This window comes from Streptomyces coeruleofuscus (assembly GCF_039532725.1).
Lineage (GTDB): Bacteria > Actinomycetota > Actinomycetes > Streptomycetales > Streptomycetaceae > Streptomyces > Streptomyces coeruleofuscus.
The window spans coordinates 381,239-399,990 of record NZ_BAAASE010000004.1; the positions used below are offsets into that span (position 1 = coordinate 381,239).

The window sequence follows — 18,752 nt, forward strand, 5'->3', positions numbered from 1 at the left end:
CTCAAGCCAACGCAGTGCTGTTGTGGCGCCCGGTCCGCGCGTCGCTGCGGGTGCGCGCGGACCGGGGCCGTCGGGGGAGCCCCCGGTGGGGGCTCAGCGCGACGCGAGTTCGCGCGGCTCGAGAGCCGCGGCGTGCGCGTCCATCCGCTCGGCGGCCAGGATCGCGGCCGCCGTGTCGGCGCGGGAGGCGGCGACGACCAGCGCGCGGCCGGCCAGGGCGTGTGCCCGCCGGTGGAGGGCGGTCCCGCTGCGCTCGCGGCGGGAACCGCTCATCGGCGCGCGAACCGGCGTGCGCCCTCCGCGCAGTCGGCCCACCTGCTCCGCGAGCCGCTCCGCCGCGGTGTCCAGGTCGGCCGAGGCCTTCGTCGCGCGCAGCTCGTCGGTGACGGCGAGCAGGGCGGCGAGATGGCCCGCGAGCTGGATGTCCAGCTCTTCCTCGCGGGAACGGTGGGGGAAGTCGGGGTTGGGGCCGTCCACCGTGCTGTGGACCGACTTGGTGCGGATCGGTTCGTACATGGGAGGGCCTCCTGAGTGCTTTCAGGAAGCCATCCTAGCTTAGATTTCGTCTAAAGTTGAGTTGTTCACAAAACCGGACTGGCTGCACACGTACCGTGAGCGAGGCGCCCCGTCAGGCCTGGCTGTAGCCGTCCAGGAAGTGCCCGATCCGGCCCACCGCGTCCCGCAGGTCCCCGACGGTCGGCAGGGTCACCACCCGGAAGTGGTCCGGCTCCGGCCAGTTGAAGCCGGTGCCCTGGACGACCATGATCTTTTCGCGCCGCAGCAGGTCCAGGACCATCCGCCGGTCGTCCTTGATCTTGAAGACCTTTGGGTCGAGGCGCGGGAAGAGGTACAGCGCCCCCTTCGGTTTCACGCAGGTCACGCCCGGGATCTGGGTCAGCAGCTCGTAGGCGACGTCCCGCTGCTCGCGCAGCCGGCCGCCCGGCAGCACCAGGTCGTTGATCGTCTGGCGTCCGCTGAGTGCCGCGACGACGCCGTGCTGTCCCGGCATGTTCGCGCACAGCCGCATGTTCGCCAGGATCGTCAGGCCCTCGATGTAGGAGTCGGCGTGCGCGCGGGGCCCGGAGATCGACATCCAGCCGACCCGGTAGCCGGCCACCCGGTAGGCCTTCGACATGCCGTTGAAGGTGAGGGTCAGCAGGTCGGGGGCGACGGCGGCGGTCGGGGTGTGCGTGGCGCCGTCGTAGAGGATCTTGTCGTAGATCTCGTCCGAGCAGACCAGCAGGTTGTGGCGGCGCGCGATGTCGGTGAGCCCCTTGACCATCGCCTCGTCGTAGACGGCCCCGGTCGGGTTGTTGGGGTTGATGATCACGAGCGCCTTGGTGCGGTCGGTGACCTTGCGCTCGATGTCGGCCAGGTCCGGCATCCAGTCGGACTGCTCGTCGCACCGGTAGTGCACGGCGGTGCCGCCGGACAGGGAGACGGCCGCGGTCCACAACGGATAGTCCGGGGCCGGCACGAGGACCTCGTCCCCGTCGTCCAGCAGGCCCTGCATCGCCATCACGATCAGCTCGGAGACGCCGTTGCCGATGAAGACGTGCTCGACGTCCGTCTCGATGCCGAGGGTCTGGTTGTGCATCACGACCGCCCGGCGCGCGGCCAGCAGGCCCTTGGCGTCTCCGTATCCATGCGCCGAGGACACGTTCCGGAGGACGTCCTCCAGGATCTCGGGCGGACACTCGAAGCCGAACGCGGCCGGGTTGCCGGTGTTCAGCTTGAGGATGCGGTGACCGGCGGCTTCCAGCCGCATCGCCTCCTCGAGCACCGGGCCCCGGATCTCGTAACAGACGTTGGCGAGCTTGGTCGACTGGATCACCTGCATGCTTGGGAGCTTACGGCCCGGTAATGCGTCTCGGGTCGTGTTTTCCGCCACGTGAGACACGGGGATTTGGGTCGATATCGCCGTCGACTGTCCCGCCAGCACCTCAGGTCCCTAGAATTCGCCGCCATGTCCAAGCCATTCGATTACGCCGACGGAGCGACGGGCGGCGAGCCGCAGGGGCCGCCGAACGTGTACCTGCCGCAGGGGGCCGCCCCTCCGGCGTACGACGCGTACGCGGATCCGGCCGCGGCGCACGGATGGCAGGACGCGTACGGCGCCACGGGCCCGGGCGGCGGTCCGAACGGCATGGACGGCGCGGGCGATGACCCGCATGCCCATAGGCACTCCGACGCCCCGGGCGCTTACCCCGGCCACGCCCCCGGCCGCCCGCACCCCGGCGGCACGGGCGGCGTCGGCGGCGCGGACACCGGTGAGACCCGCGAGCTGCCGGTGGTGCCGTCGGCGTCGGTACCGGCGCCGGGCCGTTCCCGTACCGGACATCGCGCCCGGCGCAAGCCCCGTCCGTGGCAGTCGCGCCGCGTGGCGGTCGCCGCCGGTGCCGTGGGTGCCGTGGCGGCGGCCGTGCTCATAGCCGGGGTCTCCCTCTCGGACTCGCCCTCCGGCGGGACGCAGGACGGCGAGGACGGCCGTACGGGTTCGTCGTCGGGGGAGTCGCCGACCGTGTCGCCCACCGGAACCGGCAGGGAGGAGGCCTCCGGCGCTCCGCTCGACGGCCGAGCGGAAGATCGTGAAGAGCTGTCCGGCGACGCCTCCGCGAGCCCGTCCGCCGAGGGGAGCCGGACGCCCTCCCCCTCCGCCACGGGCGGCGCGCCGCCCCCGGCCGGCGACTCCACGACCAGCGCCCCGGCGGCCCCCGCACCCACGACCACGACGGCGCCCCCCGGCCGGACCGACGAGAAACCCGGACGCGGTCCCGGCGGTACGAAGGGACCCAAGTGACCGGTCCGGAGGGGCCGTTGAGTAGGGTCTGACGGGACGTCGGCATTCCGGTTGTGAAACAGGTTCTTGTGCGGCGCCCCTTGCGACGATCACAATGCGCATGACAACACTGCAGGCGGCCGGAAGATTTCCGGCCGCCTCCGTCGCAAGAGGGGACCCCCCATGAGAAAACCTCTCGCAGCCGCGTTCTGCGCCCTGGCGATAGCCGGGGCGGGCGCGGCTCCCGCGACCGCTGCCGAGGCCGCCCCCACGGGCGTCGGCAAGGTCGCGGACACGGGCTCGGCCACGTCCGCCGTCCCGGACGTGGTCACGTCCGTGGAGCAGGCGCTGTCCGGGCTCAACCCGTCGGCCAAGGCCGTGAACCTCGCCGGCACCGTCGCGCTCAGCAACTGCTCCGGTTCCGTCGTGCGCATGCCGGACTCCGAGGCCGACGACCCGGCGCTGGTGATGACCAACGGCCACTGCCTGGACAGCGGCTTCCCCGCACCCGGCGAGGTCCTCGTCGACAAGGCGTCCAGCCGCACCTTCAGCCTGCTCAACGCCTCCGGCTCGCGCGTCGCCACCCTGCGCGCCGCCAAGCTCGCGTACGGCACGATGACCGACACGGACGTCGCGTTCTACCAGCTCACCACCACCTACGGGCAGATCAAGAGCTCGTACGGCATCAACCCGCTGACGCTGAACGACACGCACCCGGTGGCCGGCACCGCCATCAGCATCCCCTCCGGCTACTGGAAGCGCGTCTACAGCTGCGACATCGACGGGTTCGCGCACACCCTGAAGGAAGGCGACTGGACCTGGAAGGACTCGGTCCGTTACACCTCCGCCTGCAACACCATCGGCGGCACGTCCGGTTCGCCCGTCGTCGACGAGGCCACCGGCAAGGTCGTCGCCGTCAACAACACCGGCAACGAGGACGGCGAGCGCTGCACGGTGAACAACCCCTGTGAGGTCGACAAGAGCGGCAACGTGACCGTCCGCAAGGGCATCAACTACGCCCAGCAGACCTACCAGATCCCGTCCTGCTTCGGCATCGACAACAAGCTCGACCTGAGCGCGAGCGGCTGCACCCTGCCCAAGCCGTAAGGCCGGGGCAGGTCCCTCCGGGGCGGGCGGTCACGCGGGAGTCCTGCGGACCGCCCGGCCCGCCAGGGCGTCCGTGCGACGCCCGTCCTCGATCACGAACCGCCCGTCGACCAGCACGTACGGGATGCCCGTCGGGAGCACGCGCGGCTCGGCGAAGCTCGACCCCGCCGCGACCGTCGCCGGGTCGAAGAGCACCAGGTCGGCGACGTAGCCCTCGCGCACCAGGCCCCGGTCCGGCAGCCGGAGCCGGGCCGCCGGGCGCGAGGTGAGGTGCGCGACGCACTCCTCCAGCGACAGCACCCCCAACTCCCGCACGTAGTGCCCGAGGTAGTGCGGGAACGTGCCGTACGCGCGCGGGTGCGGCTTGGCGCCCTGGAGGATGCCGTCCGAGCCCCCGGTGTGCACGCGGTGGCGCATGATCGCCCGGACGTTCTCCTCGTGGCCGACGTGCTGGAGGATCGTCGGCGCCAGCCGGTCGGCCAGCAGCAGCCCGCGCGCGGTCACCCAGGGGGCCTCGCCCCGCCGGTCGGCCGACTCCTGGACCGTCCGGCCGACGTGATCGGCCAGCGCCGGATCGCCCACGCCCGAGATCTCGATCGTGTCCCACTCGATGGGCACGCCGTGGCAGCCGTCCGAGCCGGTGACCTCCAGGTCGTGGCGGATCCGCTCGGCCGTCCCGTCGTCCGCCAGCCGCTCGACGGCCCGCTCGGGGCCGCCCTCGCTCGCCCAGCTCGGCAGCATGGCCGCCAGCGTCGTACAGCCCGGTGTGTAGGGGTAGGTGTCGAGGCTGATGTCCGCCCCGTCCGCCAGCGCCTCGTCCAGCAGGGCCAGGAGTTCGGGCGCCCGGCCCTTGTTCACGCCGAAGTTCATGGTGGCGTGGGCGAGATGCAGGGAGCAGCCCGCCTCCCGGGTCAGCGCGACCATCTCCCGGTACGCCTCCAGGGCGCCCGCGCCGTAGGAGCGGTGGTGCGGGCAGTAGTAGCCGCCGTACGACGCCACCACCCGGCACAGCTCGGTCAGTTCGGCGTCCTTCGCGTACATGCCGGGCGTGTACGTCAGCCCCGACGACATGCCGACGGCGCCCTGCTCCATGCCCTCGGCGACCAGCTGCCGCATCCGGTCCAGCTCCCGCGGCGTGGCCTCCCGGTCCTCCCAGCCGACGGCGAGCGCGCGGACCGTGCCCTGGGGGACGAGGTAGGCCGCGTTCACGGCGATCCCGCGGTCGAGGCGGTCGAGGTACTCGCCCACCGTCCGCCAGTCGAAGTCGATGTCGTCGCCGGAGCCGTTCCACCCGGCGATCGCCCGGCGCACCTCGCCGAGCGTGCGGTCGTCGACCGGCGCGTACGACAGCCCGTCCTGGCCGATGACCTCCAGCGTGACGCCCTGCGCGGCCTTGGCGCTGTGGTCGGGGTCGCGCAGCAGGGCCAGGTCGCTGTGGGCGTGCATGTCGACGAAGCCGGGCGACAGCACGAGGCCCTCGGCGTCCAGCTCCCGGCGTGCCTTGGGCCGCTGGCAGCCGGCCGCGGCGGCCTCCTTGACGATGGACACGATCCGGCCGCCGTCGACCACGACATCGGCCCGGTAGGAGTCCGCGCCGGAGCCGTCGACGACGTCCGCGTCCCGGATGACGAGCTCTTCCATCGCTTCCCGCCTCCTAGAAGAACGTACGGACGTAGTCGACGACCGTGCCGTCCGCCTCGGCGACCGGGATCAGCGGCCACTTGTCGAACGACGTGCACGGGTGGGACAGCCCCAGGCCGACCCAGTCGCCCACCTCCAGATCCGCCTCCGGCGTGGTGCTCAGCCAGGCGTGCTGGTCGGACAGGGCCGTCACCGACACGCCGGTGGCCGGGCGCTCGGCGCCGTCCCGGCGGATCACCTGGGCGAAGGGCAGGTCGAGGTCGTAGGCCGCGTCCCGCTTGCCCGCGTTGACGAAGGCCTGCTCGGCGGAGGGCCGTGACACCACCTGCGTCCACAGCCGGAACGCCGGCTCCAGGGCGCCCTCCTCGGGCACCCGGTTGAACGGGGTCAGCTTGCGGTAGTGGCCGTCGTCGTGCGAGACGTAGGCGCCCGAGCGCAGCAGCTTCAGGACCGGCAGGGAGAGTCCGGGGATCTCCGCGAAGACGTCGGCGACCGCGTCGAACCAGGCGCTGCCGCCCGCGCTGACGACGATCTCGTCCACGTCCTTGAAACGCCCCGCCTTGTCGAAGCCGGCGGCCAGCGCGACCAGCCGCCGCAGCCAGGCCGTCACCCGCTCCGGGTCGGCCTTCGGCACCTCGCCCTCGTAGCCCGCGACGCCGGCCAGCCGCAGGGTCCGCGTGCCCGCCACCGCGTCCGCGACCGCCGCGCCCTCCGCCTCCGTACGCACACCGGTACGGGCGCCCTCCCCGGCCGCGAGTTCGACGACGACGTCCAGCGGGCGCCGGGCACCCCTCAGCGCGGCGTCCATCAGCTCCACCCCGCGCACCGAGTCGACGTAACAGACGAAGCGGAACCCCGGATCGGCGTCCAGCTCGGCGGAGACCCAGCGCAGGGCCGCCGCGTCGACCAGCTCGTTCGCCAGGAACACGCGCCGGGTCCCGAACGCGCGCGCCACCCGCACCTGATGCGGCACCGCCAGCGTGATGCCCCATGCCCCGTGCGCGATCTGCCGCTGGAACAGCTGCGGTGCCATGGAGGTCTTGCCGTGCGGCGCGAAGGCCAGGCCGTGCCGGTCGGCGTAGGTCTCCATGAGTCTCAGGTTGTGCTCCAGGCGCTCGGCGGACAGCGCGAGCACGGGCGTGGCGAAACCGCCGGTGAACAGGTGCCGGCGCTGGGCGGCCAGCTCGCCCACGGTCAGGCCGTCGGCGTCCGGCGGGAGGCCCTTGAAGCGGTGGTCGACGCGCTCGTCGGCGAGCCGGGCGAGGGACTCGGCGGCGGTATCGGCTGTCATGAAGCCTCCCTGATCAGGGGTGTTGCACTGCCTGCAACATTCATTGCGTATATCGCTCAACGCTGTCTAACATCTCGGCCACCCGGGGTCAACGAAAGCGGCCGCACCAGCCGCCCCCGCCGAGCAACCAGGAGCTACGAGCATCGTGACCCCCACCGGACCCTGCAACGCCCCCGACGTCGTGGACGTCGTCGCGCTCGGCGAGGCCATGGTCACGTTCCTGCCGTCCCGGCCGGGCCGGCTCGCCGACGTCCCCTCCTTCGACCGGGGCATCGGCGGCGCGGAGTCCAACACGGCGTGCGTGCTGGCCGCCGCCGGACACTCCGTGCGGTGGGTCAGCCGGGTGGGGGACGACCCGTTCGGCGACCACCTGGTCGAGGCCATCGGCGGGTACGGGGTCGACGTGGCACACGTCCGGCGCGACCCCGCCCGCCCCACCGGCATCTACTTCCGCACCGCCGGGGACCGGGCCACCGACGCGCACGAGGTGGCGTACTACCGGGCCGGATCCGCGGCCTCGGCCATGTCGGCCGGCAACGTGGACCTGGACGCGGTCCGCGCCGGCCGCATACTGCACCTGTCCGGCATCACGGCCGCGCTGTCCGGGACCTGCCTGGACCTGATGCGCGAGCTGACCGCACGCCGGCCCGGCCGCCCCCTGGTCTCCTTCGACGTCAACCACCGGCCCGGCCTGTGGCGCGACACGGACGCCCCGGAGGTGCTGCGGGACCTCGCGCGGGGCGCGGACCTCGTGTTCGTCGGGCAGGACGAGGCCTGGGGGCTGCGCGGCGCCGAGGCCGTCCGCGCCGCCCTCCCCGAACCCGAGGTGCTGGTCGTGAAGCAGGGCGCCGCGGGAGCCACCGTCTTCGACCGGCGGGACGTCACCTCCGTGCCCGCCCCGCGGGTCGACGTCGTCGCCGCCGTCGGCGCCGGGGACGCCTTCGCCGCCGGGTTCCTCTCCGCCACCCTGCGCGGACTGCCCGTCCGGGACCGGCTGCGGCACGGGCACCTGATGGCCGCCGCCGTCCTCACCGCCCCCGGTGACCTCGCCGCGCCGCCCGCGCGGGAGCACGCCGACCGCCTCGCCGCCCTGGACGACGCAGCATGGGGGAGACTGCGACTCGGCCCGGGCTGGACCGATGACACACAGCGGGCCCCCGAGGAGGTACGTACGCCATGAGCCAGACCGTCGACCGCGCGCTCAGCATCCTGCCGCTGCTCGCCGAAGGCCCCGCCGACCTGGGACAGGTCGCCGACCGCCTCGGCGTGCACAAGTCCACGGCCCTGCGCCTGCTGCGCACCCTGCACGAGCACGGCCTCGTCTACCGCCAGTCCGACCAGCGCTACCGCCTCGGCGCCCGCCTCTTCGCCCTCGCCCAGGAGGCGATGGAGAACCTCGACGTCCGCGAGATCGCCCATCCGCACCTGGTCCGCCTCAACGAGAGCTGCGGACACACCGTGCACCTCGCCGTGTACGAGGAGAACGAGGTCCTCTACATCGACAAGGTCGAGAGCCGCTACCCGGTGCGGATGTACTCCCGGATCGGCAAGCCCGTCGCCATCACCGTCGCCGCGGTCGCGAAGCTGCTGCTGGCCGACCTGCCCGAGCACGAGCGGCGGGCGGTGGCGGAGAAGCTCGAATACCCCGCGTACACGGCCCGTTCGACCTCCAACGCCACCGCGTTCCTGCGCGAGCTGGAGAAGGTGCGCGAACAGGGCTGGGCCACCGACCTCGGTGGCCACGAGGAGTCCATCAACTGCGTCGCGGCGCCCATCCGCGGCGCCGACGGCCGGGTCGTCGCCGCGATGTCGGTCTCCGCGCCGAACGTCGTCGTCACCGCCGACGAACTCCTCACCCTCCTGCCGCTGGTGCGCCGTACGGCGGACGCCATCAGCGGCGAGTACTCCGGCAGAACACCAGTGAAGGGCACCGAATGACGGACAAGACCGCACTCACCCCCAAGACCCACACCACCCCGCCGGCGAAGTTCTCGCACGGTGTGAAGAAGGGCAACATCCTCCAGGTCGCCGGCCAGGTCGGCTTCCTGCCCGCCGAGGAGGGCAAGCCGCCCACACCCGCCGGGCCGACCCTGCGCGAGCAGACCCTCCAGACCCTGGCCAACGTCAAGGCCGTTCTCGAAGAGGGCGGCTCCGGCTGGGACGACGCGATGATGATCCGCGTCTACCTCACCGACGTGGCCCACTTCGCCGAGTTCAACGAGATCTACAACGCGTACTTCGAGGAGCAGGGCCTCACCCGGCCGCCCGCCGCGCGCACGACGGTCTACGTCGGCCTGCCCGCGGGCCTCCTCGTCGAGATCGACGCGCTGGCCGTTCTCGGCTGACCCACCCCCACTCCCGCACGTCCGTGAGGCGCGGCGCCCCCGATGCGCCGCGTCGCGCTCCCCCCTACCCAGAAGCTGTATGCATTTACGCAGAGGACCCCCAAATGTCCCATCCGCTCGCCGCGTCCGCCCCCGCCGAGACCCCACCCCACACCGGAGGCCTGCTCCTCCTGGTCGACGGTACGGCCGGACTCCTGCTCACCGCCGCGCTCGGCATCGGGCTGCTGCTGTTCCTCATCATCAGGATGAGACTCCAGCCGTTCGTCGCGCTGCTCGCGGTCTCCATAGCCGTCGGCCTCGCGGCCGGCCTGTCGGTCACCGAACTCTTCGGCACGGTCCAGAAGTCGGACGCCGTCTCCACGATCGAGTCCGGCATGGGCGGCATCCTCGGCCATGTCGCGATCATCATCGGCCTGGGCACCATGCTCGGCGCGATCCTCGAAGTCAGCGGCGGCGCGGAGGTGCTGGCCGGCCGGCTCCTCGGCATGTTTGGCGAGAAGCGCGCCCCGCTCGCCATGGGCCTGACGGGCCTGATCTTCGGCATCCCCGTCTTCTTCGACGTCGGCATCTTCGTCCTGGCGCCGATCGTCTACGCCGCCGCCAAGCGCTCGGGCAAGTCGATCCTGCTCTACTGTCTGCCCCTGCTCGCGGGCCTCTCCGTCACCCACGCCTTCCTGCCCCCGCACCCGGGCCCGGTCGCCGCGGCCGGTCTCCTGCACGTGGACCTCGGCTGGGTCATCCTCATGGGCGTCGTCTGCGGTCTGCCGGCCGTCGTGGCCGCGTGGGCGTACTCCGCGTGGATCGGCCGCCGCATCTTCGTCGCCGTGCCGCAGGACATGGTCGAGGCGGCGGAGGAAGCGAAGCAGGCCGTGATCGACGAGCAGCGGGCGGCCGGCACCGAGCCGCGCGAGCAGCCGGTCTCCCTCGGCACGGTCCTCGGCATCATCGGCACCCCGCTGGTCCTCATCCTCGCCGCGACCTTCTCCTCGATCGCCCTGGACCCCTCCACGCTCCGCTCGGTGATCGAGTTCTTCGGCAACCCGTTCGTGGCGCTCACCCTCGCCCTGTTCCTCGCGTACTACCTGCTCGGCATCCGGCGCGGCTGGTCCCGCAAGTCCCTGGAGACGGTGTCGACCGCGTCCCTGAAGCCGGTCGGCAACATCCTGCTCGTGGTCGGCGCGGGCGGCATCTTCGGCGCCGTCCTCAAGGCCAGCGGCGTCGCCCAGGCCCTCTCCGACACGTTCAACGACGTGGGCCTGCCGGTGCTCGTCCTCGCCTACCTGATCTCCGTGGTCCTGCGCGTCGCCCAGGGCTCCGCGACGGTGGCCATCGTGACGACGGCGGGCATCGTGGCGCCCCTGCTCTCCGAGGGCGACCACTCCCAGGCCTTCGTCGCCCTGGTCATCATGGCCATCTCCGCCGGCTCCATCTTCGCCTCGCACGTCAACGACGGCGGCTTCTGGATGGTCGCCAAGTACTTCGGCATCAGCGAGCGGGACACGCTCAAGTCGTGGACGGTGCTGGAGAGTGTGCTGTCCGTGGCGGGGTTCGTGGTGGCCGCGGTGCTGAGCCTGTTCGTGTAGGTGTCTGATAACGATGCTGGGGCTGGCTGTGTGCGGAACAGGTTCGTCGACCATACTGCTTCGCTGTGGAGCAGCGCATAGGTTCGAGCAGCCAGCCCCTGGAAGGCGCCGGATTCGACCCGGCCTTCATCCCCGGGCTCACGTCACCCGCGTCCGGACGGACGGAGGACGAGGAGCCGGAGAAGGAGCCCGAGGTCGCCGAGGCCGGGGAGACCGCCCCCGAGCCGGAGGAGACGGCCGAGGCGTCGCCCTCCGAGCCGGAGGAGGACGCCGTACCCGACGGCCCCGTCTTCGAGGCGTCCGATCGCCGCGCGAAGATGGTCGCCGACCACAGAGGCGTACGCCTGTCCCTGGACGACCAGGAATGCGAGTTCCGCTGGGACGAGATCGGCGCGGTCGAGACGGAGACCGCCCGCTTCGGCAAGCGCTACACCGTCACCGTCCACACCCCTGACCGGCGCTGGTACCCGATCGAGATCGAAGCACCGGCCAGGAGCCACTTCGCCGAGTGGGACACGCAGTTGGACGCGGTACTGGACGCCTACTTCGAGGAAGACGCCGAGTAACTACCGGCAGTACTGCGTTTCCTTGCCGATCGACCGGTACATGCAGTCGGCGTTCTCCAGCAACTGCAAGACCGCGTCCCGGTTACGGGAGGTCTCCCGCTCGATCACCTCGTCGGGCGGGTAGAACCCGCCACCGCCGGACCTCGGGTACATCTCGAAGGTGTACCCGAAGATCTTGTGTGCGCCCCAGAGGTAGTCGTCGATCGACCCGTCCGTGATGTACAGGTCGCTGGACTGTTCCGCCGTGTACCCGTTGCTCGCGGCCATCTTCTGCCCGACCGCCTTGAACGCCGCGTGGTCGTCCGCGGTCATCCCGGTGGTCGTGTCGGAGTACGTGTAGCCGAACGGCCACAGCACCAGCTCGCTGTACGTGTGGAAGTCGATGCCGGCCTTGATCTGCTGCACCCCGCCGACGACCCGGCTGCGCACGAAGTCGGCGACGACCTTGACCTCGGGCGCGGACTCGGGCGCGGAGCCCCGGTAGGTGTCGGAGGACGTCGAGCCGGAGGAGCCGCCGCAGCAGCCCCAGCGGTAGTTCCAGTTGCGGTTGAGGTCCGTACCGACGTACGAACTGCCGCTGTTGGGCTGGCGGTTCTTGCGCCACGAGCGGTACGACCCGGTGGCGATGTCGTACTCGCCGCCGTCCGGGTTGACGTCCGGGACGATCCAGATCTCACGGTTGTTCACCAGGCTGGCGACGCGCGAGTCGGAGCCGTAGTCGGAGGTCAGCTCGCGCAGCAGGTAGAGCGCCATCTCGACGGTGAGGTGCTCGCGGGCGTGCTGGTGGTGCGTGAACAGCACCTCCGGCTCGGACTCGTCGGCGCCGACGTTGTCGCTGATCTTGACGGCGACGATGTTCCGGCCCTGGTAGGACTTGCCGATCACGCGCTGGCTCGCGATGGACGGGTTGGCCGAGACGATCGAGTTGATCTCGCTCGTCATCTCCGCGTAGTTGTGGTATTTCGAGTCGCCCGACGGGAAGTCTGAGATCCGTACGTCGTCCTCGCCGGCGGACCGGTCGGGGACCGCGCCGAGCGGGGTGACCTCGTAGCCCAGCGCGCGCAGCTTCTTGATCTGGTCCGCGCGTCCGGAGACGACGACGCCGTGGCCGTGGGCCTCGTCCACGGTCACTCCGGTGCGCTGAAGTGCCGTGCGGTCCCCGGCCGTCGAGTGCATGTGGATCTCGTACTGCCGGACGTCGTCGGCGGAGGGGGCCGCCTTGCGGACGCTGTCGGCGGTGGCGTCGGTCGTCGTCGCGGAGAGGGGCGCCGCGAGGGCGAGTGCGAGGAGGGCGGCGAGGGCGGCGGTGCGTCTGCCGGTGCGGGCACCGGAGCCTCGTATGCGGAGTCGCATGAAATCTCCTTGTGGGAGGTGGGGTTGTTCCGTGCGACGTACGTGGTGCGGGTGGCGCACATCGTTCTGCCAATGGCATGAGCAGGTCAAGACTGAAAGCGGACGCGCAGTGTACGCGTGCGGCCCTGCGGTCGAGCTGTCCCTGCCGAAGTACACCCACGGGTGTGACCCGAGCGTGCATATATGTACGCGAAGGGGGAGAGTGAGGACCCGCGCTAGGGCCTGTCGGCCCTCGGACCACACCCCCAGAGGACTGGCTGATCATGGGCGGATCAGCGCCACGACGGGACCACCAACTGCCGGTCGAGACGACCAGCTTCGTCGACCGGCGTGGCGAACTGACCCAGGGCCGCGAGCTGTTGGCCCGCGCACGGCTGGTGACGCTGACCGGGCCGGGCGGCGTCGGCAAGACCCGGCTCGCCGCGCGCGTCGCGGCCCGGGTGCAGCGGGCCTTCCCGGACGGCGTGCGCTTCGTGCACCTCTCCGGGCTGCACGACCCGGCGCTCGTGCCGCTCGCCGCCGCCGACGCGCTGGGGCTGCACGACCACTCCGCCCAGCCGCCGCTGGACGCCCTCGTCGAGCAGGTGCGGGACCGGCGGCTGCTGCTCGTCGTCGACAACTGCGAGCACCTGGCGGGTGCGTGCGCGCGACTCGCGGCGGCCCTGCTGCACGGCACCGAGGGCGTCCGCGTCCTCGCCACCAGCCGGCACCGGCTCGGGCTCACCGAGGAGCACCTGCTGGAGGTGCGGCCCCTGCCGGTGCCCGACCCGGACGGCGACCTCTCCGCCGCCGAGGGCTACCCGGCCCTCACGCTCTTCGCCGACCGGGCCGCCGCGGTCCTCCCCGGCTTCCGCCTCACCCCGGACAACCGCGCCTCCGTGGCCCGCCTGTGCAGCCGTCTGGACGGCCTGCCCCTCGCCATCGAACTCGCCGCCGTGCGCATGCGCGTCCTCGACGTCGACCAGCTCCTGGACCGCCTCGACGACCGCTACCGCTTCCTCACCACCGGCAGCCCCGCCGCCCTGCCCCGCCACCAGACCCTGCGCGCGGCGGTCGCCTGGAGCCACGACCTGTGCACCGCCCCCGAGCAACTGGTGTGGGCCCGGCTGTCGGTCCTCGCGGGCAGTTTCGACCTGGAGACGGCGGAGACGGTGTGCGCGGACGACACGGGGGAGCCCGGCCCCCGGCGGGGAAGGAGCCCGGCGCAGGCGCAGGCGCTCGCGCCGGGCGGGGCGGGCACGGGTCGTGTCGCGGGCGGGGCACGTCCCGATGTCGCGTCGGGCGGCGCCCGGTTCGACGACGGCCCCGGTGAACGAACCCTGCCCATGCAGGCGCTCGCGGGAACCGTGACGCTGTCCCCGCTCGGCGGCGGTTCCCGGAACATGGCGCTGCCTGTGCCCGCTCCGGCAGTCGGGCCCGTGCCGCTGCCCGCGATGCGCCCCGAGTCCCTGATCACCCCGAGCCCCGGGAGCGGCCCCGGCGGCGCCCTGACGCGGCCCCCGTGCGCGCAGGGCCCGGAAGGCGTGACGCTGCCCCCGCCCCTGCCCGAACCGGCAGGCCCTGCCACGCCCTCGCCGGCCGCGGGCGCCGCAGGCACCTGGCCCGCCCGGCCCGGCCCGGCCCTGCGTGCCGACGACGTGCTCGACGCCGTCGCCGGGCTGGTGGACAAGTCCGTGCTGTGCCGGGAACCGGGGCCCGGTGGGGTGCGGTACCGGATGCTCGACACGCTGCGGCAGTACGGGCTGGAGCAGCTGCGCCGGACCGCCGGGGAGGAGGGCGCTGTCCGGCGGCGGCAGCGGGACTGGACGCTGCGATGGGTCGGGGAGTGCGAGCGCGGCTGGTTCGGGCCCGGGCAGCCGGAGACCGTCGCCCGGCTGCGCGCCGACCGGGACAACCTGCGCGCCGCCCTCGACTTCAGCCTCTCCACCCCGGGCGAGGCGCTCGCCGGGCTGCGGCTCGCCGGAACCCTCTGGTTCTACTGGCACGCCTGCGGCGCCCCGCGCGAGGGCCTGTACTGGCTGGACCGGGCCCTGGCCGCCAACCCCGAGCCGACCCCGGAACGGGCCCGCGGCCTCTGGGTAGCCGGGCTGCTCGCCGCCGCCACCCAGGACTTCCCCCGCGGCCGCCGCGACGCCAGGGACGCCCTCGCCCTCGCACGGGTCCTGGGCGACACCGCCGAGGCCGCCCACGCCGAGTACGTCATCGGCGTCCTGAGGCTGTTCGGCGACGACCTGCCCGGCGCGCTGCGGCACTTCGAGACCACCGTCGCCCGCGGCCCCGTGCCCGGCCAGCACCTCAGTGTCGTAGGCCTCGACCAGGTCGAACTGGCCTGCACGCTGGGCTTCCTGGGCGAGGCCGACCGGGCCGTCGAGGTGTGCGAGCGGGCCCTCGGGCTGTGCGAGCGGCACGGCGAACAGTGGGTACGGTCGTACGTGCTGCGCATACTCGCCCTCGCGCACACCGTGCGCCGCGACTGGGCCCCGGCGGAGCGGCACGCCCGCGAGGCCCTGCGCCTCAAGCTCGCCGTCCACGACGTCATCGGCATCGCCCTCACCCTCGACCTGCTCGCGTCGATCGCCACCGAACGCGGCGCCCACCGGCACGCGGCCGTGCTGCTGGGCGGCGCCGACCGCGTCTGGGCCGACATCGACGCCGCCCGCTGGGGCGCGCGCACCCTCAACTCCGCACGCCGGGACAGTGAGGAGCGGGTCTGCCGGGCCCTGGGACGGGACGCGTTCGAACAGGCCCACCGGCGCGGCGGCAGCCTCGGCCTCGCCGAACTCGTCGGCCACGCCCTCCAGGAACCGGCCCGCCCGCACCCCGGCGAGTCCCCGGCCCCGCACGACGACACAGCGGTCCGGCTCACCCCCCGTGAGACCGAGGTCGCCCGGCTCGTCGCCGAAGGGCTCGCCAACCAGCAGATCGCCGACCGTCTGGTGATCGCCCGCCGCACCGCCGAAGGCCATGTCGAACGCATCCTCAGCAAGCTCGGCTTCAGCAACCGCAGCCAGATCGCCGCCTGGGTGACGGCCCAGCGCTGACCGCCGTACCGCAGACCCCCGCCCGCACCGCAGAACCCCGACCCGCACCACAGACCCCCACCGCACCACATACCCCCGAGGGGAACCCATGACCACCCGACAACCCCCCACGCCCGCCGCGTTCGACCACCGCATGGCCGTCTTCGACACCGACGACGCCTTCGTGGCCGCCGCCCTGCCCTTCCTCGGCGAAGGCCTCGCCGCGCCCGGCGAACCACCCCCCGTGGCCATCGCCGACCCCCGCAACCTGGACCTCCTGCGGGACGCCCTCGGCGGGGACGCCAAGGACGTCACCTGCATCCCGCACACCGACTGGTACACCGGCTCCGCCGCCAACGCCGTCGCCCAGGCGGCCTCCTACCTCACCGCCCACGCCGGCCCCGGCGGCCGGATCCACCTCCTCATGGAACCCGTCTGGAGCGGCCGCGCCGGCCGCTCGACCCGCGAGACCACCGAGTGGATCCGCTACGAGGCCCTCGCCAACCTTCTCTTCGCGCCCATGGCCACGACCGCCCTGTGCGCCTACGACACCCGCACCGCCGGCCCCGCCGTCGTCGCCGCGGCCCGCCGCACCCACCCCGGCACGGACGTCTACCAGGACCCGCTGCGGCTCACGGCCGAACTCGACGCCGTACCGCTGCCGCTGCCCCCGGCGGGCGCGCAGCCCCTGGCGGAGCCGCACGCCGCGGCCGTGCAGGCCTGGGCGGAAGCCCGGGGGCTTCCCGCTGCCGGCGCCGAGTTGTTCGCCACGGCCGTCGCGGAGACGGCGGCGGCCCTGGCGCCCCTCGACGGCACCGCCCTGCTGTGGGGCGAGGCGCCCGCCTGCGTCTGCGAACTGCGCTCGGCGCGCCCCGTCGGCGACCCGCTCGCCGGCTTCGTCCCGCCCCCGCCCAGCGGCGCGGAACCGGGCCCGGGCCTGTGGTACGCGCGCCAGGTCTGCGCGTACGTGGACATCCGCGACGACGCCGGGGGAGCGACGGTCCGCCTCCAGTACGCATAACCCGCCCACCTGCACAAGCAGGTAGGGGATCGGGTAGTCCTCCCCCTGTGCCGGACCGGCCCCCGGGCCACCCTGGAGGCATGCTGCAACTCTCCGGGCCCCACCTCCCGGACCCCGACGCCAGGTACGGCCCGTTCCCGCAACCACCCCTGGGAGCAGGCCACCTGAGCGTCGAGTTCGCCCCCGAGCCCTCCGCCGTCCGCGAGGCACGCGCTCAGGTGCGCAGGCAGTTGGAGGGGTGGGGGCTCGCGGAGCGCGGTGAGGTGGCGGACGTCGCGGAACTGCTCGTCGGCGAGCTGGCCACCAACGCCCTGGTGCACGCCGAGAGCCGCTTCCGGCTCACACTCTTCGCCGCGCACGGCGTCCTGCGCTGCGAGGTGGCCGACGGGGAACGCCGCGTGCCCCGGGTGCTGGAGGCGGGCACCGGAGAGAGCGGCCGTGGGATGTTCCTGGTGGACGCGCTGGCCCAGCGCTGGGGCTGCCACCGGGACGGGCCGGGCAAGACCGTGTGGTTCGAGCTCGGCACGTGCGGATCGGACGGCTGTGGTCGGCGACAGCCGTGACGCTCCGCTGGGTGGGCCCTGGCGGTGCGTCCTGCCCGCCTGGGCCCGTCTTCGGGCTGCGGGTTCGTCGTGGTTGATCGCGCAGTTCCCCGCGCCCCTGAGGTGGGACTACTCCTGCCCTCTTGTCGGGCCGGGCTCTTTGCGGTTTGTTGACCTGCATGGCGGAGACCACGGGAAACACCACGGAGAACGCGGCCCACGAGCCCCCTCCGATGCGCAAGGCGAGTTGGAAGTACATCGGCCCGGGCATCGTCGTCGCGGCGACCGGCGTCGGCGCCGGCGACCTGGTCGCCACGCTGATCGCGGGCAGCAACTTCGGCTACACCCTCCTGTGGGCCGCGATCATCGGCTGTCTGGTGAAGATCTCCCTGGCGGAGGCGGCGGGCCGCTGGCATCTGTCCACGGGCCGCACCCTGTTCGACGGCTGGGCCAGTCTCGGCCGCTGGACCACCTGGTTCTTCGCCGTGTACGTCGTGGTCTGGGGCTTCGTCTACGGCGCGGCGGCGATGTCGTCGAGCGCGCTGCCGCTCCAGGCGCTGTTCCCCGACGTGATGGACCTGAAGTGGTGGGGCATCGCCTGCGGTCTGGTCGGTCTGGTCTTCGTCTGGTTCAACAAGTACGCGGTGTTCGAGAAGGTCATGACGGTCCTGGTGGGCGTCATGTTCGTGGTGACGGTGTACCTGGCGATCCGCGTCACGCCCAACCTCGCCGACGCCTTCGCGGGCCTTCTTCCGGTCCTCCCGGACGAGAAGGACTCGATCCTCAACACCCTGGGCCTGATCGGCGGCGTCGGCGGCACGATCACCCTCGCCGCCTACGGCTACTGGGTCAACGCCAAGGGCTGGACCGACACCGGCTGGATGAAGGTCATGCGCCTGGACAACCGCGTCGCCTACGCCACGACCGGCATCTTCGTGATCGCCATGCTCTTCGTCGGCGCGGAGCTCCTGCACTCGGCGAACGTCGCGATCGCGAGCGGCGACAAGGGCCTGATCCAGCTGGGCGACATCCTGGAGGACGAGTACGGCGCCGCGACGGCGAAGTTCTTCCTGATCGGCTTCTTCGCCACGTCCTTCACCTCCCTGATCGGCGTCTGGCACGGCGTGAGCCTGATGTTCGCCGACTTCGTGGCCCGGCAGTCGGGCAAGGGCCGGGCCAAGGGCGAGGAGGTCGCCTCGGGCGAACGCGAACGCTCCTGGCCCTTCCGCGCCTACCTGCTCTGGCTGACCTTCCCGCCCATGATCCTCCTCTTCGAGGGCCAGCCCTTCCGTCTGATCATCATCTACGGCGTCCTCGGCGCGGCCTTCCTGCCCTTCCTCGCCGGCACGCTCATCTGGCTCCTGAACTCCTCCCGGACACCCAGGGAGTGGCGCAACGGCCCGCTCAGCAACGTGATGCTCGCCGTCGCGGGCCTGCTCTTCCTGGTCCTGTGCGTGAAGCAGATCTGGGACCAGCCGTGGGGGGAGTTCTTCTAGGACGCCGG

Annotated in this window: 16 protein-coding genes; 11 read left to right on the forward strand and 5 right to left on the reverse strand. The window is 72.4% G+C overall.

The genetic code is table 11. The annotated features are described in order from the left end of the window. Nucleotides 1-93 precede the first annotated feature (93 nt). Together ABFX81_RS17130 and ABFX81_RS17135 are read right to left on the reverse strand one after the other, a co-directional pair. On the reverse strand, nt 94-516 hold the full coding sequence (locus ABFX81_RS17130) for an SCO4983 family protein (RefSeq protein ID WP_086842401.1): 423 nt from the start codon (nt 514-516) through the stop codon (nt 94-96). Nucleotides 517-628: 112 nt separating this feature from the next. Then, the gene (locus ABFX81_RS17135) at nt 629-1,840 is read right to left on the reverse strand and encodes an aminotransferase class I/II-fold pyridoxal phosphate-dependent enzyme (protein WP_086842403.1); all 1,212 of its coding nucleotides are present in this window, start codon (nt 1,838-1,840) and stop codon (nt 629-631) included. 126 nt (nt 1,841-1,966) lie between these two features. Between ABFX81_RS17135 and ABFX81_RS17140 the strand changes: the two genes are divergently transcribed. Beyond that, nucleotides 1,967-2,800 (forward strand): hypothetical protein, encoded by an 834-nt coding sequence (locus ABFX81_RS17140; protein ID WP_346138281.1) that lies wholly within the window; start codon nt 1,967-1,969, stop codon nt 2,798-2,800. A 162-nt stretch (nt 2,801-2,962) separates the two neighbouring features. Beyond that, the gene (locus ABFX81_RS17145; protein ID WP_086847523.1) at nt 2,963-3,886 is read left to right on the forward strand and encodes a trypsin-like peptidase domain-containing protein; all 924 of its coding nucleotides are present in this window, start codon (nt 2,963-2,965) and stop codon (nt 3,884-3,886) included. A gap of 30 nt (nt 3,887-3,916) precedes the next feature. Here ABFX81_RS17145 and ABFX81_RS17150 read toward each other — a convergent pair whose 3' ends face one another. Together ABFX81_RS17150 and ABFX81_RS17155 are read right to left on the reverse strand one after the other, a co-directional pair. Next, a complete protein-coding gene (locus ABFX81_RS17150) occupies nt 3,917-5,527 on the reverse strand; it encodes an amidohydrolase family protein (protein WP_086847521.1) in 1,611 nt (536 codons plus the stop codon). Between the two features lie 13 nt (nt 5,528-5,540). Further along, the gene (locus ABFX81_RS17155) at nt 5,541-6,818 is read right to left on the reverse strand and encodes an alanine racemase (RefSeq protein WP_086847519.1); all 1,278 of its coding nucleotides are present in this window, start codon (nt 6,816-6,818) and stop codon (nt 5,541-5,543) included. A 145-nt stretch (nt 6,819-6,963) separates the two neighbouring features. Between ABFX81_RS17155 and ABFX81_RS17160 the strand changes: the two genes are divergently transcribed. The 5 genes from ABFX81_RS17160 (at nt 6,964) to ABFX81_RS17180 (ending at nt 11,312) form a co-directional block, all read left to right on the forward strand. Next, nucleotides 6,964-7,998 carry a PfkB family carbohydrate kinase gene (locus ABFX81_RS17160; protein ID WP_086847517.1) on the forward strand — a complete coding sequence of 345 codons (1,035 nt, stop codon included), beginning with the start codon at nt 6,964-6,966 and terminating at the stop codon, nt 7,996-7,998. Beyond that, nucleotides 7,995-8,756 (forward strand): IclR family transcriptional regulator domain-containing protein, encoded by a 762-nt coding sequence (locus tag ABFX81_RS17165; protein ID WP_086847515.1) that lies wholly within the window; start codon nt 7,995-7,997, stop codon nt 8,754-8,756. Before ABFX81_RS17160 ends, ABFX81_RS17165 begins: the two co-directional genes overlap by 4 nt. Then, complete coding sequence (locus tag ABFX81_RS17170) at nt 8,753-9,163, forward strand: Rid family hydrolase (RefSeq protein WP_086847514.1); 411 nt, start codon at nt 8,753-8,755, stop codon at nt 9,161-9,163. The genes ABFX81_RS17165 and ABFX81_RS17170 overlap by 4 nt, the downstream gene beginning before the upstream one ends. A gap of 104 nt (nt 9,164-9,267) precedes the next feature. After that, nucleotides 9,268-10,746 carry a GntT/GntP/DsdX family permease gene (locus tag ABFX81_RS17175; RefSeq protein ID WP_086847512.1) on the forward strand — a complete coding sequence of 493 codons (1,479 nt, stop codon included), beginning with the start codon at nt 9,268-9,270 and terminating at the stop codon, nt 10,744-10,746. 65 nt (nt 10,747-10,811) lie between these two features. Beyond that, nucleotides 10,812-11,312 carry a hypothetical protein gene (locus ABFX81_RS17180; protein WP_086847511.1) on the forward strand — a complete coding sequence of 167 codons (501 nt, stop codon included), beginning with the start codon at nt 10,812-10,814 and terminating at the stop codon, nt 11,310-11,312. Here ABFX81_RS17180 and ABFX81_RS17185 read toward each other — a convergent pair whose 3' ends face one another. Next, on the reverse strand, nt 11,313-12,665 hold the full coding sequence (locus tag ABFX81_RS17185) for a M14 family zinc carboxypeptidase (protein ID WP_086847509.1): 1,353 nt from the start codon (nt 12,663-12,665) through the stop codon (nt 11,313-11,315). A gap of 263 nt (nt 12,666-12,928) precedes the next feature. Here ABFX81_RS17185 and ABFX81_RS17190 point away from each other — a divergent pair, with 263 nt between their 5' ends. The 4 genes from ABFX81_RS17190 (at nt 12,929) to ABFX81_RS17205 (ending at nt 18,744) form a co-directional block, all read left to right on the forward strand. After that, nucleotides 12,929-15,706: an ATP-binding protein gene (locus ABFX81_RS17190; RefSeq protein WP_346138282.1), complete on the forward strand. Its 2,778-nt coding sequence runs from the start codon at nt 12,929-12,931 to the stop codon at nt 15,704-15,706. Nucleotides 15,707-15,794: 88 nt separating this feature from the next. Next, nucleotides 15,795-16,706: an anti-sigma factor RsbA family regulatory protein gene (locus ABFX81_RS17195; protein ID WP_346138283.1), complete on the forward strand. Its 912-nt coding sequence runs from the start codon at nt 15,795-15,797 to the stop codon at nt 16,704-16,706. Nucleotides 16,707-16,786: 80 nt separating this feature from the next. Continuing rightward, a complete protein-coding gene (locus tag ABFX81_RS17200; RefSeq protein ID WP_346138284.1) occupies nt 16,787-17,269 on the forward strand; it encodes an ATP-binding protein in 483 nt (160 codons plus the stop codon). Between the two features lie 158 nt (nt 17,270-17,427). After that, on the forward strand, nt 17,428-18,744 hold the full coding sequence (locus ABFX81_RS17205) for an Nramp family divalent metal transporter (protein WP_086848460.1): 1,317 nt from the start codon (nt 17,428-17,430) through the stop codon (nt 18,742-18,744). Nucleotides 18,745-18,752 lie beyond the last annotated feature (8 nt).

Bases quoted from the DNA above. Each gene is read 5' to 3' on its own strand.
- ABFX81_RS17205 (WP_086848460.1), top strand. From the start codon at position 17,428: ATGGCGGAGACCACGGGAAACACCACGGAGAACGCGGCCCACGAGCCC.
- ABFX81_RS17175 (WP_086847512.1), top strand. From the start codon at position 9,268: ATGTCCCATCCGCTCGCCGCGTCCGCCCCCGCCGAGACCCCACCCCAC.
- ABFX81_RS17195 (WP_346138283.1), top strand. From the start codon at position 15,795: ATGACCACCCGACAACCCCCCACGCCCGCCGCGTTCGACCACCGCATG.
- ABFX81_RS17165 (WP_086847515.1), top strand. From the start codon at position 7,995: ATGAGCCAGACCGTCGACCGCGCGCTCAGCATCCTGCCGCTGCTCGCC.
- ABFX81_RS17200 (WP_346138284.1), top strand. From the start codon at position 16,787: ATGCTGCAACTCTCCGGGCCCCACCTCCCGGACCCCGACGCCAGGTAC.
- ABFX81_RS17170 (WP_086847514.1), top strand. From the start codon at position 8,753: ATGACGGACAAGACCGCACTCACCCCCAAGACCCACACCACCCCGCCG.
- ABFX81_RS17155 (WP_086847519.1), bottom strand. From the start codon at position 6,818: ATGACAGCCGATACCGCCGCCGAGTCCCTCGCCCGGCTCGCCGACGAG.
- ABFX81_RS17150 (WP_086847521.1), bottom strand. From the start codon at position 5,527: ATGGAAGAGCTCGTCATCCGGGACGCGGACGTCGTCGACGGCTCCGGC.
- ABFX81_RS17190 (WP_346138282.1), top strand. From the start codon at position 12,929: ATGGGCGGATCAGCGCCACGACGGGACCACCAACTGCCGGTCGAGACG.
- ABFX81_RS17140 (WP_346138281.1), top strand. From the start codon at position 1,967: ATGTCCAAGCCATTCGATTACGCCGACGGAGCGACGGGCGGCGAGCCG.
- ABFX81_RS17145 (WP_086847523.1), top strand. From the start codon at position 2,963: ATGAGAAAACCTCTCGCAGCCGCGTTCTGCGCCCTGGCGATAGCCGGG.
- ABFX81_RS17130 (WP_086842401.1), bottom strand. From the start codon at position 516: ATGTACGAACCGATCCGCACCAAGTCGGTCCACAGCACGGTGGACGGC.
- ABFX81_RS17185 (WP_086847509.1), bottom strand. From the start codon at position 12,665: ATGCGACTCCGCATACGAGGCTCCGGTGCCCGCACCGGCAGACGCACC.
- ABFX81_RS17135 (WP_086842403.1), bottom strand. From the start codon at position 1,840: ATGCAGGTGATCCAGTCGACCAAGCTCGCCAACGTCTGTTACGAGATC.